Raw genomic sequence first — 16,280 nt, 5'->3', positions numbered from 1 at the left:
AATCAACACCAATTCTAGTATTATTCATTTATTGGACTCCATTTAATATTTTTGTGTGGTAACAATGATATTAGCCTACACGTTGGTAATGGTGTAGGGGAGTCCAATTATCTATTTAGCTCAATTTTCGCCTTGAACTAACTCATTTTTCCTGCGCAAAATTTAGATCACTTATTTAATGTAATCGGTATAATTATTTATTTAAATTCAAGTAATTAAGTGTCTGTTAACTGCTTAGTACAAAGCGCTATTAAATTACAAAATGGCTTGATGCTTGTCTATTTTTTGTGTTTAAAAGTAAAAACTTACCCACAATTAACAATCCTTTCCTGATGTTATTTTTTATTTTTATTTTTATTCTCTTTCTCTTAGGTCAAATATCATTATTTATTCTAAATAGAAAGAAATAATCGTATTTAAAATGAGCCTAGAGATAAATTTTTAAAGGTCATCAATTATAAATTGACAAATTAGTTGCCTAGGCAGTAACATATTTTTATTGTTAGTTGCCTAGGCAAGTAAGTGAGAAAAATAATGCATAACTTAAATACTAAATCATTAGGTATACCATTAGGGAAACTAATAGGTTTAGTTAATCTTCATAAAGAACAATTATTAAATCAATATCTTGCTCCTTTGGGGATGTCATCAGCACAATTTAAAGTGTTAGTGGCTATCCATTACTACGAGATGAACTCCCCAGCTGAAATATGTAAATACCTAAACATTAATGCAGGTTCAATGACCAGAATGGTCGAGCGTTTAGTTAAGAAAGTTTTAATAGACAAGCAGCCGAATCTAGAAGATAAACGTGGTGTGTTATTAAACCTGACTCCTACTGGTGAGTCTTTGTTAACACAATGCATGGACACAATGGAAAATGATGTAGGGCCTTTACTCATTGGCGACCTCTCTCCAAAAGAAGTAGATCAACTTAGTCAATTATTGACACGTTTATTACCTTAGTTTTCTTCACGTTCCATTTAAATTTAAGCTAATCCTAGCCTTTAACCTATAAACAATATGATGAGTAATTCAGTCATGGAAAATACAGAAACTAATACAGCGCCTAATACGACTAAAAGCAAACGTAAAACCTCTTTTATTATATTATTTATCGCACTGGTCGTTATTGGTGTGGCTTGGTTTGCCTATTATGAAGTTTATTCTAAATATTCAGAAGAGACTGATGATGCGTATGTTAATGGTGATTTAGTGGTTATTTCACCGCAAATTTCAGGAACGGTTACCATGGTGCTGCCTGATCAAGGTGACTACGTTGAAAAAGGCCAGGTCATTGTCACTTTAGATTCGAGTGATACTAAAATTGCGTTGCAGGAAGCAGAAGCTAAATTAGGGATTGCAGTACGAGAAGTACGTAGTTTATATGCGGCAGCTGATAACGAAAAAGCAAAAATGCAATCGAGTAAAGTTGCCTATCGACAAGCAGTTAATGATTATAAACGCCGTCAAAATATAGCTAAAGCAGGTGCTATTTCAAAAGAAGATTTAACGCATTACCAAGACTTAGTTGATACAACTAATAGTGCTTATTTAGCATCACAAGAAGCGTTTAAAATGACATTAGCATTAGTTGATAATACCGCAATAGAGAATCACCCAGCAATAAAGTGGGCTGTAGCAGGGGTGCGTAAAAGCTACCTTAATAATATGCGCACAAACATTGTTGCGCCAGTGAGTGGTTATGTTGCTAAACGAGCAGTGCAATTAGGGACTCAAGTGCAACCAAGTAGTCAGTTAATGGTTATTGTGCCGTTGCATGATGTTTGGGTAGATGCGAATTTTAAAGAAAGTCAGATGAAAGATATGCGTATCGGGCAAAAGGTCACGTTAGTATCTGACCTTTATGGTGATGACGTTAAATATAAAGGGGAAGTAGAAAGTCTTGGCATTGGTACTGGCAGTGCTTTTTCATTATTACCTGCGCAAAATGCTAGCGGTAACTGGATCAAAATAGTACAACGTTTACCGGTTAAAATTCATTTAGAAGAAGATAACCAAGCAGAATTCCCGTTAAGAATTGGGCTTTCTATGGTTGCTACAGTAGATATTGAAGATACGACCGGTAATGTGCTATCTCAACATGTTCAACAGGAAGCGCGTCTTGATACTAATGTTTATCAAAAATCATTAGAGGAGGCGGATAAACTCGTCGCCAAGATCCTACACGATAATGTCGGTGTTACTCTTCCTGAAGAAAAATAGAGGCAGTTATGCAGGATCAAACCTATAAGCCGCCAAGTTTAACATTAGCGGTTATTGCTTTAGCATTAGCGACATTTATGCAAGTACTCGATAGTACCATTGCCAATGTTGCTTTACCTACGATTGCCGGTAGTTTAGGTGTCAGTTCAGAACAGAGCACCTGGATTATTACGTCATTTGCCGTCTGTAATGCAATTGCGTTACCGCTGACGGGGTGGCTCTCTCGTCGTATTGGCCAGCTTAGATTATTTATCGTTTCCGTTTCATTATTTACGTTAACTTCTTTTTTATGCGGTATCGCAACCAGTATGCCTGAGTTGATTGCTTTTAGAGCGTTACAAGGCTTCTTTGCTGGACCGATGTTTCCTATGTGTCAGACCTTGTTACTTGCTATTTTTCCCTCTGTAAAGCGTGGGGCAGCATTAGCATTGATTTCTATGGTTACCGTGGTCGCTCCTATTGTTGGACCCATAACAGGTGGTTGGATCACTGATAACTACTCTTGGCCTTGGATATTTTTTATTAATATTCCTATTGGTATTTTCTGTTGTGTCGCCGTATGGCAACAATTGAAAGGACGCGTAGATACTATCGCTAAAATGCCAATTGATTTTATTGGGATAGCTTTACTGGTGTTAGGCGTCGGTATGTTACAAGTAGTGCTCGATCTTGGTAATAATGCGGATTGGTTTGAATCATCTCAAATAGTGATCATGACTTGTATTTCTGTCGTGGCGTTAATTTCTTTTGTGATTTGGGAATTAACTGAAAAAAATCCTATTGTGAATCTATACCTGTTTAAAGATCGTAACTACACCTTTGGTACGATTGCATTGGTACTTAGTTATGCTGCCTTTTTTGCTATTAATGTTATTTTGCCACAGTGGTTACAAATCTACATGGGTTACACGGCTATTTGGGCGGGACTTGCTTCAGCACCGATGGGCATTTTACCGTTAATATTTGCACCGTTAATTGGTAAATATGCACATAAAATGGATATGCGGATTTTAGCCAGCATCTCTTTTGTTGTAATAGGTCTCTCTTGTTTCCTTCGTGCTAACTTTAATACTTCTGTCGACTTTGCTTCTGTTGCTGAAGTGCAGTTATTTATGGGTATTGGTATTGCTTTCATGTTTATGCCATTGACGACTATTTTCTTGTCTAACTTAAACCATGATCAAGTTGCAGATGCTTCAGGCTTAACTACTTTCCTACGTGTATTAGGGGCAAGTTTTGCTTCTTCATTAACGACTTGGATATGGAATCGTCGTGCGGATTTTCATCATGCAAACTTGAGTGAACACGTGAATATCTATAATCCTGGCGCGGTAGAGTATTTAGATAAAATGGGCGGCGCTACGCAGACAAACCTTGCATCGGTTAATTCAGTGGTGACATCGCAATCCTATATGATGTCGTTAAATGATTACTTTTATATGTTAGGTATTTTATTCTTTGTATTAATTGGGATTGTTTGGTTTAGCAAAGGGCCTTTTATAAAGTCTTCTAGCTCGACGTCAGATCCTAAACTACCTACAACTGAAGCTTCTGCTGGGCATTAATCGATGACATAGACTATTTAGCCTTTATATTTTTGATGTCACTTTTTGTCTAATGGCGTTATGCTAACTCAAACTTTGTAAGCTATTGAATATAAAATAGATTGATTAAACATGATTAAAAAGACTCTTAAGAACAAGGCTCTATAAAGTATTAATTAGCACGTTATGCCCAGTAATATATTCTATACAGTATAAATAGAGGAAATAATTTTATGACCGATTTAGAACAACAATTAGCTTTTATTATTGAAATTGACAAACTAAAAGCCGTTTATCGTCAAACCACTGTCAAAGAAGATAAAGATAGATATGAGAATAGTGCAGAGCATAGCTGGCACATCACATTAACGGCACAGTTATTACAAGATTATGCAGAACAACCTATTGATATTAGTCGTGTCGTTAAAATGTTATTGATTCACGATATTATTGAAATTGATGCCGGTGACTTATTTGCTTTTGCCGCATCACAAGATCATGAGCAACAAGCATTAAAAGAAGAAAAAGCCGCTCAACGTTTATTTGGTCTATTACCAGCTGCTCAACATGAACACTATAAAACGCTATGGTTTGAGTTTGAAGAAGCAAAAACAAATGATGCACAGTTTGCAAAAGCGATGGATAGAATATTGCCGTTAGTACAAAACATGAATAATCAAGGTGGTAGCTGGGCTAAGCATAAAATTAGCCAATCACAGGTATTAGAGCGTAATAAATACCTAGAATATATGGCACCTAAATTATGGCAATATGTTTTGGAACAGACCAATACTGCCGTTGCAAAAGGTTGGTTGTTGTAACCATTAATATTTATGCTTCGTGAGGGAATCACTTTTAGTGTTAACGCTGAAAATGGATTCAACCACGAAGTTGTTTCATGTATTTAATATTAAATACAAAAAATAAACATAAAAATAAACGTAAAAAGCAAAGGTAAGTATTAAGCTAACTTCATACTGTTAATCTATTATTTTATGTACTCTTCTTTTCTTTCACTCTTTTATTTTCATTTATATTTATTATGGCGCTAACTAACATTATTATTTGTGCCTCTCTGGTTTTTCTCTTGTAGCTTTCACACTTTGTCCGATGTATTGTTGATCGTTGTTTTACTTTTAAATAAATAAATAAAGTAAGCAACTTATTTGAACAACATGTTACGCAAAATGTAATCCGTAAAAGAGAGATAATATGACCAATAAAGTCGATGCGATTAAGCCTACTGCTGATATTCAACTTCATGTACATGAAACCCATGGGCATCAACGTGAAGATAAATATTTTTGGTTACGTGATGATAATCGAGAAGATCCAAAGGTGCTGGCTTATTTAGAAGAAGAAAATAATTATACAGAACAGCAAATGGCCCCTTTGGCTGAGCTACAACAAAACTTATACGATGAAATGGTAGCAAGACAAGAGCCAGAACTAGAGTCAGTACCTTATTTTAAGAAAGGCTTTTGGTACACCTCTCGTTATGATGAAGGCAAAGACTACAGTGTCTATTCTCGTCGTAAAGGTGTGTTAGACGCTGAAGAAGAGATCTTTTTTGATTGTAATGAACGCGCTGAAGGATTTTCTTATTATCAATTGGGTGATTTAAGTCTGTCACCCAATTCAATGTTATTAGCGTTTACTGAAGATACCGTTAGTCGTCGTCAATACACATTACGTTTTAAAGACTTAGCCACCAATGAAATATTGAGTGAAAGTATTGAAGATGTCACAGATGTGGTGTGGGCAAATGATAATAAAACATTATTCTATGTTAAACAGCATCCGCAAACTTTACTTTCATATCAAGTTTATCGTCATATATTAGGTGATTCTTCTGCTAACGATGAGCTTATTTATGAAGAGAAAGATGATACTTTCTACCTTAATTTATATAAAACGCGTTCAGAAGATTATTTAGTTATTTGTGCTGATAGTACGATGACCTCTGAGTGTCTGATTTTAGATGCAAACCAACCGCAACAAAACTTTACCTGCTTTTTACCAAGACAAAGAGATCACGAATACAGCGTTGATCATTTCCAAGATAAGTTCTTTATTCGCAGTAACTATAGCGGTAAAAACTTCGCGTTACATACACTTGGATCTGATGTTGAAACCTTCCAAGTTGTTGCGCCAAGTGAATGGCAAACATTAGTCCCAGCAAGAGAAAAGGTACTGCTTGAAGGTTATGAACTAATGGATGATTGGTTAGTGGTTGAAGAGCGTTCATTGGGCTTACCGGTTCTACGCCAAATTCATTTTAAAACGGGTGAGTCACGAGAGCTGACTTTTAATGATCCCGTTTATACTGTGTTTAGTTATTATAATCCGCAGTCAAATAGCACTAAGTTTCGTTACCAATATACTTCATTCACAACCCCTTCAAGTGTCTATGAGTTAGACCTTGATAGCGGTGAAACAACGTTATTAAAACAAAGCAAGGTCATGGGCGATTTTGATAGTCAAGATTACCAAAGTGAACGAGTTTGGGTAACGGCTAGAGATGGCGTGGAAGTGCCTGTTTCATTAGTTTATAAGCGTGCTTTATTTAATCATAACAATCCATTGTTGGTTTATGCCTATGGTTCATACGGACATAGTTTAGATATTGGTTTTAGTTCTGCTAACTTAAGTTTGTTAGACCGTGGTTTTGTTTATGCCGTCGCGCATGTTCGCGGTGGTGAAGAACTTGGACGAGATTGGTATGAACAAGGTAAGTTACTGCAAAAGAAAAATACCTTTAATGACTTTGTTGATGTTTCAAAAGCGTTAGTCGAAAAAGACTATGGCGCAAAAGATAACGTTTTTGCAATGGGAGGAAGTGCTGGTGGATTGTTAATGGGAGCCATCGTCAATCAAGCACCTGAACTGTATCGTGGTGTTGTTGCCGCAGTTCCTTTTGTAGATGTCGTGTCGACAATGTTAGATGACACTATTCCATTAACAACGGGTGAATATGATGAATGGGGTAACCCCAATGATCCTGAATATTATCATTATATACTCAGCTATAGCCCTTATGATCAAGTGTCTGCCCAAGCTTATCCAAACATGTTAGTGACAACGGGTTTACATGATTCACAGGTTCAATACTGGGAGCCTGCTAAGTGGGTTGCTAAGCTACGTGAAGTAAAAACCGATGATAATCAATTGCTATTATATACCGACATGGAAGCAGGACACGGTGGTAAGTCAGGGCGCTTTAAGCACTTTGAAGATATTGCGAGAGAGTTTGCCTTCTTGATTGATTTAGCAAGTTAAGAAGTTAACTCATAAAGAGTTGTTGAGGCTAGAAGTTAACGTATTGTAAAAAGGAATACATTGCTGAAGTAAAATACCTCATAGAAACTGACTTACCGTTTTGGTAAGTCAGTTTTTTATTTAGCTAGTCAGTTTATTTAGTCAGAAATTTACTCGCCGTAAATATCAAAACTAAAGTATTTAGCTGCGATTTTATCGTAAGTACCATTTTTACGGATTTCAGCTATCGCGGTATTGAATTTTTCCGCTAGCTTTTTATCTTGTTTACGTAACGCTAATGCTGTGCCTTCACCAACGTAAGCTTTGTCAGTTACTAATTTGCCTTTTAAAGCAAAGTTAGCGCCATTGTCTTTTTGTAAGAAAGCTAACACTAACTGATCTGAGTTTGCGAATGCTGCATCTAAACGGCCATTTTCTAAATCAATGTAAACTTGATCTTGTCCTGTATAACGTTTAATTTCCGCAACGTCACCGTACACATCGGTTACATAATTATCATGTATTGTACCAACTTGAACGCCAATCACTTTGCCTTTCAAACCTGCTTTATCAATGGTAAAGGTTGCTGTTTTAGCTGCTACAAAGCTAGCAGGTGTTTGATAGTATTTATCAGTAAACAGTACGCGTTTTTGACGTTCTTCTGTAATACGCATAGAAGCCATGATCACATCTGATTTTCTTGATAATAACCCCGGGATTAAACCGTCCCATGCAAGTGTGACCCATTCACATTTTAGTGCCGCTTGAGCACATAAAGCATCTGCAATTTCTATATCAAAGCCAATAGGTTTACCGTCTGAATTTTTGTAGTTAAATGGTGGGTAAGTAAAATCAGAAGATAAACGAACGGCCTTTGATTCTGCTGCCTGTAATGGGGTCATAAATATTGATGACAATAATGTTGATGATAATAGTACTGCTATTTTTAACGATTTCATCGTAAGTTCCTTTTAGAGATATTGTTAATTGTTATAAATGGTTAATTTAAGTTTTTTAGAGCGTTTAAGGTTTCAAGCATGCTTTCTTTAGATCCAATAGTAATACGAATACAATCATTTAAAGCAGGCTCATGGATTTGATTTCGCGTTACAATGCCTTGTTCAATGAGATACTGATAACTGTTTACATTATTACTAAATCGAATCAAAACAAAGTTGGTTTCACTACCAAACACATGCTGTACAGAATCTAATAACATTAGCTGACCTTTAAACCATTCACGTACTTGTATAAGTTTACTTGTTTGTTGTTGCATAAGGTGTATTCCATTTTGAGACAATGCTTTTAGCGCAATCTCTGCCGTCGGATCTGCAATTGGGTACGGTGCAATCAGACGATTGATATAAGCCATGACACTGGTGTCTGCAAGTAAAAAACCACAGCGAATTGCAGCCAATCCAAAGGCTTTTGATAAGGTGCGTATAACAATTAAGTGCGGATATTTATGCATTAAATGTAATGCACTGCCATGCTTTGAAAATTCAATATAAGCTTCATCAACCACCACTAATGTAGAATCTTTACTCGCTTCTAATAGGTCAACAATATCGGCTTCATTAATGCCATTACCCGTCGGGTTATTAGGGGAGCATAAAAATAGTAAGGTGCTGCTTGGTAACTGTTTTTTAATGTTTTCTACATCAAGTTGAAAGTTTTCTAATAATGGTACTTTACAGGTTTTTACAGAAAATGAATCAGCACAAAACTCATACATGCCATAAGTGGGAGGGCATATAATGATTTGATCGTTACCCGGACTACAGAAAGTACGAACCAATAAATCAATGGCTTCGTCTGCGCCGCGTACAGCGACTATTTCACAATCTAGTTTGCCCGATTGTTGTTCGCAGTAGTTGAGGTAAGCTTGTGCCGTATCATGGGGTAAAAAATCAGGATAACGATGATAGTGCTCATTACTACCTTGGCTTAAACCTCCATATTGAGCACAGGTTTCAAGTTCATTCGCATTTAGCCATAAATGCCCATTGCCACCAAGGCGACGTGCAGATTGATAAGGGACAAGCTTTTGTACTGCGCTAGGGACTAATTTTGATGCTAATGATTGCATTGACCAACTTCCAACTTAAATAAAAATACAGTGTTATAAATAATTGAATATTTACGCTTTAAATTAGAATAATTATTCATTTTTATTGTTAGCTTGATTAAAGCAAATCTTCATTGAAAGATGAAACGAAAAATAGGTATACTAGCTATGAATAAAAATCATAGCTAGTTATGTGAAAGAAGCATAATCGGTTACTTGTTCGTTCTATTTGCATCAGTCAGTACGAGATAATAATGAATAATCGTTTACCTTCCACTAAAGAGATGCAGGCCTTCATTGTGACTGCGGAGCAACTAAAATTCACACTAGCAGCGCAAATATTGAATGTGACCCAAGGTGCGGTTAGTCGACAAATTATCTCTTTAGAAAAAAAGCTTGATATCACTTTATTTCATCGACATGCGAGAGGCTTAAGCTTAACCGAGAAAGGTCTGCGCTTTTTACCGTTAATAAAACAAGTACTTCAACAAATGAAAAACGCTGTTGAACAAGTTTCAGCTATAAAACCTATCATTAAATTAAAAGTACCTAGCTGTATTACCACTTGGTTACTGCCAAAGGTGATGGCTTTTCAACAAGCCTATCCCGAGATAAAAGTAGAGCTGACCTCTTCCATTAAACATGATATTAATTTCTCATCAGAATCCTTCGATGCGGCTATTTGTTATTGCACTGAGATAAAAGATAAAAGCTTAACGAGCGATCTATTGTTCGAGGAAGTATTAACGCCCGTATGTGCATCTTCCTTATTGCCTGAAGGAACAACTCAGCTAAGCATAGATGAAATGAAAAATATGCCATGGTTGCATTCTACACCGCAGCAAAGTGATTGGTCTTTATGGTTAACTCATGCCAATAGTGCTTCATTAGTTTCAAAACATAATCAACACTTTGCGACTTTGGATGTTGCTGTGAGTGCTGCCAAGCAAGGGTTTGGTATTAGCATTGGTGATCTTGTGTTAGCTTCGTTAGATGTTGAATCTGGTGCACTAGTGATGCCGCATTCATTACAGGTAAAATCAGGTAAAGGTTATTATTTAGCAAGTTCAAAAACATCTAACAATTTGTCATTACCCATATTAGTCGCTTGGCTTCTAGAGCACACTAGATAACATATTTAATGTAATCGGTAATAACTGCCTGACATCAAACTCATTACTGAGCATAAAGTGGCATAAACAAAGAGAGCTGAGTAGAACAGAGAGGGTGACTAAATGTTGTTTGATAAAGGTGAGTCTTACATTTATAAGCATTATATTTATAGATAACACACTTATAGATAATTCGTTTTAATAGATAATTAAAATCTGAACAATGATTATACCAATCTGGATAAATAAATGGCCTATTTAGGCATTAGGGGAAATGGATGCTAGCAAGGCGTTGATTGCAGTAACTAGTTATTCTCATTACAAAATAAACAACGAAGCTAGGGTTCATTTTAACAAGCATAAATGACTAGATAATGACTTAGATTGATATTAACAGCCCTAAAACAAAAAAAGCCCGAGAACAATAAGTTGCCTCGGGCTTTTTTACGCTAGCTGAAAAGTTTATTCAACTGAATCTTCACGTGGAGTACGTTCGTTTGCTTCACGTACTTTTAATGAACGTTCTTGGAACTCTTGTTCATTTAATGCTTCAATTGCGTTTGCTGCATCGCTTTCAGGCATTTCAACAAAACCAAAACCACGGCGCTTACCTGTGTGTTTGTCTTTCATTAAACGTACTGAAATAACTTTACCGTGTTCTGCAAATAATGTGCGAATAGCCATTTCGTTTGCGCGGTAAGGTAAGTTACCAACATATAGTGTTGTCGTTGCAAAATCAGCTTCAGGCGCTGTTGCTGTTGTAGCCGTTTTGCTTGTATTTGCAAATTGAATAAGAAAACCAACTATCACTGCACCAGCGGCGAATAATATCGCGCCATTTAGGCTGATTGAAAGTAGGGTGATGGCAGCTGCACCAATAACGGCAACTGCAACAGAAAGCAACACTGGAGTGTTTGACTTCATAATTTAATAACCTCAAAAATAATAAAAGAAAAGAACTAGAAACGTAAGCGTAGATTCGATATCCCGAAAATAGCTCATAATGCTTTTTTTGAGAATGGTGGCATAATCCCTGCCATTATCAATCCATGAAAAGCAAGCTCTATTGTATGTCAAAAAAACTAATTAGCGTTAATAGATTGCTTGATCATCTTTGATCTTATTGAAGAAAAGTTAAAAATGTGAGGGAAGCCTCGCTGTTTGTGAGGGAAATGTGACCATTTAGTGCTGATTTTTTGTTCTCAATATCTTTTTGAAGATAAATGTTTACTTTTTATTCTGACAAAAAATATAACACGCAGTTAACTGCTAAAGCATTACGACTATAGGTGTTTAAAGATGGAGATTAAAACAGAAATTCGCTAGAATGCACGGCAATTAGGATGCGCAAATTAGGCGTGTTAAAACCAGACATCAAAAGTAAGCATTAAAGTTGCTTAAAACGTATAGAAAATAGCGTTTAAGTTGGCTGCGATAAAGTGGTAATTAAGTAATGATCAACCTGTATCGCAATGCAATATGTAGTCACTAATAAGGTATTAAAAGTATTCATGAAAAATATTCGTAACTTTTCAATTATTGCCCATATCGACCATGGTAAATCAACATTGTCAGATCGTTTAATCAGCACTTGTGGTGGTTTAACTGAGCGTGAAATGGCCGCGCAAGTAACTGATTCTATGGATATCGAACGCGAGCGTGGCATTACCATCAAAGCGCAAAGTGTCACATTAGATTATAAAGCGAAAGACGGTGAAACTTACCAATTAAACTTTATCGACACACCAGGGCATGTAGATTTCTCTTATGAAGTATCACGCTCTTTAGCGGCTTGTGAAGGTGCTTTATTAGTTGTTGATGCAGGTCAAGGTGTTGAAGCTCAAACACTAGCAAACTGTTATACCGCATTAGAAATGGACTTAGAAGTTGTCCCAATCTTAAATAAGATTGATTTGCCAGCAGCGGAACCTGATCGTGTTGCTGAAGAAATTGAAGACATTGTGGGTATCGATGCCACAGACGCAGTGCGTTGTTCTGCTAAAACAGGGCTAGGTATTGATTTAGTGTTAGAAGAGATCGTTCGCATGATCCCGCCGCCAGAAGGTAATTTGGATGGCCCTCTACAGGCATTAATTATCGACTCATGGTTTGATAACTACCAAGGTGTTGTTTCATTGGTACGTATCAAGCACGGTCAAATTAAAGTCGGCGATAGAATGAAAGTAATGACCACAGGTCAAGTTCATTTAGTGACAAAAGTGGGTTACTTTACGCCAAAACAGAAAGAAACAGGTATTTTAAAAGCCGGTGAAGTTGGTTATGTTATTTCTGGTATTAAAGATATTTTAGGTGCGCCAGTAGGGGATACGTTAACACTTGCTGATAACCCATCACCAAAAGCATTACCTGGTTTTAAACGTGTTCAACCGCAGGTTTACGCTGGTTTATTTCCAGTAAGCTCTGACGATTATGAAAACTTCCGTGATGCACTGGGTAAATTAAGTATTAATGATGCGTCATTATTGTATGAACCAGAGAACTCGTCGGCACTAGGGTTTGGTTTCCGTTGTGGTTTCTTAGGTTTACTACACATGGAGATTATTCAAGAGCGTTTAGAGCGTGAATACGATATTGATTTGATTACAACGGCACCAACCGTAATCTATGAAGTTGAAAAAAATAACAACGAAATTGAATACGTAGATAGCCCTGCTAAATTACCAGCGACAAATGATATTAAAGAGATCCGCGAGCCAATTGCTGAGTGTAATATTTTAGTACCTCAAGCTTATTTAGGTAACGTAATCACTTTATGTATTAACAAACGTGGTGTACAAACTAAAATGGCTTATCACGGTAACCAAGTGGCATTAACTTACGAGATCCCAATGGGTGAAGTAGTCATGGACTTCTTTGACCGTTTAAAATCAACAAGTCGTGGTTATGCGTCATTGGAATATAACTTCATTCGTTTCCAATTAGCTGAAATGGTACGTGTTGATGTCATGATCAATGGCGATCGTGTTGATGCATTAGCATTGATTACACATCGTGATAATGCAGAAGGTTATGGACGTGAATTAGTAGAAAAAATGAAAGAATTGATTCCTCGTCAAATGTTTAATATTGCAATACAAGCTGCGATTGGTAGTAAAATTATTGCCCGTTCAACGGTTAAGCAATTAACTAAAAACGTATTGGCAAAATGTTACGGTGGTGATATCAGCCGTAAGAAAAAACTGTTAAAGAAACAGAAAGAAGGTAAGAAGCGAATGAAGTCTGTTGGTAACGTTGATGTTCCTCAAGAGGCTTTCTTAGCGGTGTTACATATCGGTAAAGATAAGTAGTGTTTGATTACTAATTCTTTTGAGTTTGATGATAGAAAATAGTAATTAAAGAATGTTAATGCGCTGGTGTTTAGCCCGCGCATTTTGTATTTTAAACGAGTCATATTAGTTAAAATCCATTAATTAATATGATTTATAAGTGGATAGGAAAAAAAATGGCAAATTCATTTGCATTGATATTAGTAATTTTGACCTTAGTAACCGGTCTGGTTTGGGTTTTCGATAAAATTAAATGGGCTAAAAAACGTAAGCAGGCTTATGCCGATTTACAAGCTCAATCTGAGATTGAGTTAGACGATAAAACTCTGGCAAAAATGGTTCCAGAAAATCCAATTATTGAAAATGCACGTAGTTTATTTCCAGTTATCGCAACCGTCTTTATTTTACGTTCTTTTATTTATGAACCGTTTCAAATTCCATCGGGTTCAATGATGCCAACGCTACTCGTTGGTGATTTTATTTTAGTTGAAAAATTCTCATACGGTATTAAAGAGCCGGTTTGGCAAACAACGTTAATCCCAACTGGTCACCCTGAGCGTGGTGATGTTGCGGTATTTAAATACCCTGAAGATCAACGTGTAGACTTCATCAAACGTATTGTTGGTTTACCGGGCGATAAGATCGTTTATAAAGATAAAGAATTATATATCTTACCTGCATGTGGTGAAGCAAGTTGTGGCGATTATAAAAAACTAGATACCTCGTTCATTGGCGATCAAGATTTCAAACATGAAAGTAACACCGTAAAAGTTTACTCTGAAGTATTAGGTGATGCAGAGCATCAGTTGTTGATTAATCCTTTACGCAGAGAACAAACGCAAGCTTATTACCAACAAAAAGACGTATCAACTTACACTTATGAATGGGTTGTACCAGAAGGCAATTACTTTGTAATGGGTGATAACCGCGATAATAGTCGTGATAGCCGTTTCTGGGGATTTGTACCTGAGCGTAACTTAGTTGGTAAAGCCGTTGCTAAATGGATTAGTTTTGAATTTGACCGTGATGCGAGTGACTTTTTACCTAATTGGGTGCCAAGTAATGTACGTTTTGAACGTATAGGTAGCATCAAATGAAGATGAAAGAACAAGAGTTAAAACGTTTAGAGAAACGCATCGGTTACGAATTTTCAGATTTTTCATTATTGAAGCAAGCTTTAACACACCGAAGTGCGCTTGGTTTACATAATGAACGTTTAGAGTTTTTAGGCGATTCAATTTTAAGTTTTGCTATCTCAACTGATTTATATAAACGTTTTCCTAAAGTTGATGAAGGCGACTTAAGCCGTATGCGTGCGACCTTAGTCTGTGGAAAAATGTTATCAGAAGTAGGGCGTGAATTTGTATTGAGTGATTGCTTGATCTTAGGGCCTGGCGAATTAAAGAGCGGTGGCTTCCGTCGTGATTCAATTATCGCTGATGGCGTTGAAGCTATTATTGGTGCTGTTTTCTTAGATTCTAATATCGATGTGGTGAATAAATTAGTATTAAGTTGGTTTGAAAGCCGTCTTAATACCATTCAACCTGGTATTGGCCAAAAAGATCCTAAGACACGTTTACAAGAGCATTTACAATCTCGTAAACAGCCTTTACCACTTTATGAAGTGCTTGATGTTAAAGGTGAAGCTCACAATCAACAATTCACTATGAGCTGTGAAATTGAAGGTATGCAACAAGTGCAAGGCAAGGGTACTAGTCGTCGTAAAGCTGAGCAAGTTGCTGCACAAACTATGTTAACCGCATTGTTAGGTGACAAATAATGTTACTTCTTAATGCTATTTATTTACCTGTATTACTAACTTTAACTTTCATCTATTTAGGAGCTAAATAATGACACAAAAATGTGGCTTAGTCGCAATCGTCGGGCGTCCTAATGTAGGGAAATCAACGCTTATTAATGCATTGCTTGGTCAAAAAGTAAGTATTACTTCACGTAAAGCACAAACAACGCGTCACCGTATTCTTGGTATTGATACTGATGGTGATTATCAAACCATCTTTGTTGATACACCTGGATTACATATTGAAGAAAAACGTGCCATTAACCGTTTAATGAATCGTGCCGCATCAAGCTCAATCAATGATGTAGAAATGATTGTGTTTGTAGTTGAAGGGACACATTGGACTGCTGATGACGAAATGGTATTAAGAAAATTTGAATACCTAAAATGCCCAGTGATTTTAGCGGTTAATAAGATTGATAACGTCGAAGATAAAGAATTATTATTACCGCATCTACAGAAGATCGGTAAGCTTTATAACTTTGCGCATATTTTGCCTATGTCAGCTAAATCGGGTGATAACGTTGAAAAAATTCGTGAGTGGGCTAAAGGCGTTTTACCTGAATCTGAGTTTTATTTCCCAGAAGATTACATTACAGACCGTTCTTCACGTTTCATGGCATCTGAAATTGTACGCGAAAAGCTAATGCGCTTTTTAGGTGATGAATTACCGTATTCAGTCACCGTTGAAATCGAACAATTTAAACAAAAAGCTAATGGTATTTTGCATATTAATGCTCTGATCTTAGTAGAGCGTGATGGTCAAAAACGTATGGTTATCGGTAATAAAGGCGAAAAGCTGAAAGCGATAGGCATGCAAGCACGAATCGATATGGAAGAGCTATTTGACTCTAAAGTATTCCTAGAAATTTGGGTTAAAGTTAAATCTGGTTGGGCTGATGACGATCGTGCATTACGTTCATTGGGTTATGGCGATGATTATAACGGTTAATAGACGTTAATAGGTTTTAGCTTAGCCATTTA

The 16,280-nt window shown here is 36.6% G+C and carries 13 protein-coding genes; 10 read left to right on the top strand and 3 right to left on the bottom strand.

The annotated features are described in order from the left end of the window. Positions 1-534: 534 nt before the first annotated feature. The 5 genes from SP041_RS17860 to SP041_RS17840 all read left to right on the top strand — a co-directional run bounded on the left by SP041_RS17860 (position 535) and on the right by SP041_RS17840 (position 7,049). Entirely contained in the window at positions 535-966 is a 432-nt protein-coding gene (locus SP041_RS17860) for a MarR family transcriptional regulator (RefSeq protein ID WP_037047977.1), read from the top strand. 75 nt (positions 967-1,041) lie between these two features. Beyond that, positions 1,042-2,226, top strand: a complete 1,185-nt coding sequence (locus SP041_RS17855) for an efflux RND transporter periplasmic adaptor subunit (protein ID WP_025562923.1) — start codon at positions 1,042-1,044, stop codon at positions 2,224-2,226. Positions 2,227-2,234: 8 nt separating this feature from the next. After that, on the top strand, positions 2,235-3,791 hold the full coding sequence (locus tag SP041_RS17850) for a DHA2 family efflux MFS transporter permease subunit (protein ID WP_025562922.1): 1,557 nt from the start codon (positions 2,235-2,237) through the stop codon (positions 3,789-3,791). Positions 3,792-4,003: 212 nt separating this feature from the next. After that, on the top strand, positions 4,004-4,591 hold the full coding sequence (locus SP041_RS17845; RefSeq protein WP_025562921.1) for an HD domain-containing protein: 588 nt from the start codon (positions 4,004-4,006) through the stop codon (positions 4,589-4,591). Between the two features lie 391 nt (positions 4,592-4,982). After that, complete coding sequence (locus tag SP041_RS17840) at positions 4,983-7,049, top strand: oligopeptidase B (RefSeq protein ID WP_025562920.1); 2,067 nt, start codon at positions 4,983-4,985, stop codon at positions 7,047-7,049. A 149-nt stretch (positions 7,050-7,198) separates the two neighbouring features. On the opposite strand, the gene SP041_RS17835 is transcribed toward SP041_RS17840, so the two are convergent. Further along, positions 7,199-7,987, bottom strand: coding sequence for a transporter substrate-binding domain-containing protein (locus SP041_RS17835; protein ID WP_025562919.1), 789 nt, complete (start codon positions 7,985-7,987; stop codon positions 7,199-7,201). 41 nt (positions 7,988-8,028) lie between these two features. Beyond that, positions 8,029-9,117 carry a histidinol-phosphate transaminase gene (hisC, locus tag SP041_RS17830; RefSeq protein WP_025562918.1) on the bottom strand — a complete coding sequence of 363 codons (1,089 nt, stop codon included), beginning with the start codon at positions 9,115-9,117 and terminating at the stop codon, positions 8,029-8,031. 233 nt (positions 9,118-9,350) lie between these two features. Between hisC and SP041_RS17825 the strand changes: the two genes are divergently transcribed. After that, positions 9,351-10,229: a LysR substrate-binding domain-containing protein gene (locus SP041_RS17825; RefSeq protein WP_025562917.1), complete on the top strand. Its 879-nt coding sequence runs from the start codon at positions 9,351-9,353 to the stop codon at positions 10,227-10,229. Between the two features lie 441 nt (positions 10,230-10,670). On the opposite strand, the gene SP041_RS17820 is transcribed toward SP041_RS17825, so the two are convergent. After that, complete coding sequence (locus tag SP041_RS17820; protein WP_025562916.1) at positions 10,671-11,132, bottom strand: RNA-binding protein; 462 nt, start codon at positions 11,130-11,132, stop codon at positions 10,671-10,673. Between the two features lie 587 nt (positions 11,133-11,719). On the opposite strand from SP041_RS17820, the gene lepA reads away from it, so the two are divergent. The 4 genes from lepA (at position 11,720) to era (ending at position 16,248) form a co-directional block, all read left to right on the top strand. Next, positions 11,720-13,516, top strand: coding sequence for a translation elongation factor 4 (gene lepA, locus SP041_RS17815; protein ID WP_025562915.1), 1,797 nt, complete (start codon positions 11,720-11,722; stop codon positions 13,514-13,516). Positions 13,517-13,671: 155 nt separating this feature from the next. Further along, positions 13,672-14,592: a signal peptidase I gene (lepB, locus tag SP041_RS17810; protein ID WP_025562914.1), complete on the top strand. Its 921-nt coding sequence runs from the start codon at positions 13,672-13,674 to the stop codon at positions 14,590-14,592. Beyond that, a complete protein-coding gene (gene rnc / locus SP041_RS17805) occupies positions 14,589-15,275 on the top strand; it encodes a ribonuclease III (RefSeq protein ID WP_081695326.1) in 687 nt (228 codons plus the stop codon). Before lepB ends, rnc begins: the two co-directional genes overlap by 4 nt. Positions 15,276-15,345: 70 nt before the next feature. After that, entirely contained in the window at positions 15,346-16,248 is a 903-nt protein-coding gene (era, locus tag SP041_RS17800; protein ID WP_025562911.1) for a GTPase Era, read from the top strand. Positions 16,249-16,280: the final 32 nt, after the last annotated feature.

The organism is Psychromonas sp. SP041, from assembly GCF_000470315.2.
Lineage (GTDB): Bacteria > Pseudomonadota > Gammaproteobacteria > Enterobacterales > Psychromonadaceae > Psychromonas.
The sequence above is the reverse complement of the archived record's forward strand: the minus strand, read 5'-3'. Positions and strand labels throughout refer to the sequence as shown.

What these genes read in the sequence shown, in the direction of transcription:
- SP041_RS17860 (WP_037047977.1), top strand. Translation starts at nt 535, where the DNA reads ATGCATAACTTAAATACTAAATCATTAGGTATACCATTAGGGAAACTA.
- SP041_RS17855 (WP_025562923.1), top strand. Translation starts at nt 1,042, where the DNA reads ATGGAAAATACAGAAACTAATACAGCGCCTAATACGACTAAAAGCAAA.
- SP041_RS17850 (WP_025562922.1), top strand. Translation starts at nt 2,235, where the DNA reads ATGCAGGATCAAACCTATAAGCCGCCAAGTTTAACATTAGCGGTTATT.
- SP041_RS17845 (WP_025562921.1), top strand. Translation starts at nt 4,004, where the DNA reads ATGACCGATTTAGAACAACAATTAGCTTTTATTATTGAAATTGACAAA.
- SP041_RS17840 (WP_025562920.1), top strand. Translation starts at nt 4,983, where the DNA reads ATGACCAATAAAGTCGATGCGATTAAGCCTACTGCTGATATTCAACTT.
- SP041_RS17835 (WP_025562919.1), bottom strand. Translation starts at nt 7,987, where the DNA reads ATGAAATCGTTAAAAATAGCAGTACTATTATCATCAACATTATTGTCA.
- hisC (WP_025562918.1), bottom strand. Translation starts at nt 9,117, where the DNA reads ATGCAATCATTAGCATCAAAATTAGTCCCTAGCGCAGTACAAAAGCTT.
- SP041_RS17825 (WP_025562917.1), top strand. Translation starts at nt 9,351, where the DNA reads ATGAATAATCGTTTACCTTCCACTAAAGAGATGCAGGCCTTCATTGTG.
- SP041_RS17820 (WP_025562916.1), bottom strand. Translation starts at nt 11,132, where the DNA reads ATGAAGTCAAACACTCCAGTGTTGCTTTCTGTTGCAGTTGCCGTTATT.
- lepA (WP_025562915.1), top strand. Translation starts at nt 11,720, where the DNA reads ATGAAAAATATTCGTAACTTTTCAATTATTGCCCATATCGACCATGGT.
- lepB (WP_025562914.1), top strand. Translation starts at nt 13,672, where the DNA reads ATGGCAAATTCATTTGCATTGATATTAGTAATTTTGACCTTAGTAACC.
- rnc (WP_081695326.1), top strand. Translation starts at nt 14,589, where the DNA reads ATGAAGATGAAAGAACAAGAGTTAAAACGTTTAGAGAAACGCATCGGT.
- era (WP_025562911.1), top strand. Translation starts at nt 15,346, where the DNA reads ATGACACAAAAATGTGGCTTAGTCGCAATCGTCGGGCGTCCTAATGTA.